Source organism: Rhodococcus cercidiphylli, assembly GCF_033042225.1.
In the GTDB taxonomy this organism is placed as follows: domain Bacteria; phylum Actinomycetota; class Actinomycetes; order Mycobacteriales; family Mycobacteriaceae; genus Rhodococcoides.
In genome coordinates this window covers 1-500 of the sequence record NZ_JAWLKE010000031.1, presented here as the reverse complement: position 1 = coordinate 500, position 500 = coordinate 1, and the positions used below count along the sequence as shown (strand labels likewise).

Genomic DNA, 500 nt, shown 5'->3' with positions numbered 1-500 from the left:
AGCTCGGACCCGGAGAATGCCGTAGACACCGGCGGATCGGTGATAGATCTCAGCGATCGTGTCCCCGACGACCAGCCGGCGGATTTCCCGGTCGGAGGGTTTCCGGCCGTGGTTGTATGTCCAGTTCGATCTGACTAATCCTGTTATCCGGCAGGAAGATCGGATCGAGTATCCGCGCGCGATCAGCCCGTCAACGATCGCGCGTCGGTGTTTTGGGGGCACCACCACCTGCTCGTTGAACAATTCACAGGCGTCGCGAGTAAGTTTCAGTTCCGCTTCGAGCTGGGCGATACGTTTGCGTGCCGCGGCGAGTTCGTCGGCATCGAAGCTCTGTACACCCGCTCGGCGTCCGGCATCGATCAGCGCCTGCTTCTTCCAGTTGAACAATGTCGCTTGCGAGACGCCCGTCTCGGCGGCGATCACGGTGACCGGTTCGCCGGCCAGCATGCGTTCGCACAGTCGTCGGCGCGCATCGATGGGATAGGTACGGGGCATTGTGA

The 500-nt window shown here is 61.6% G+C and carries 1 protein-coding gene; it reads right to left on the bottom strand.

What is annotated here, in order from left to right; all coding sequences use genetic code 11:
• On the bottom strand, nt 1-495 hold a 495-nt coding region (locus R3P95_RS26085), incomplete at its 3' end, for a transposase (RefSeq protein ID WP_317549904.1).
• Between the last annotated feature and the right edge of the window lie 5 nt (nt 496-500).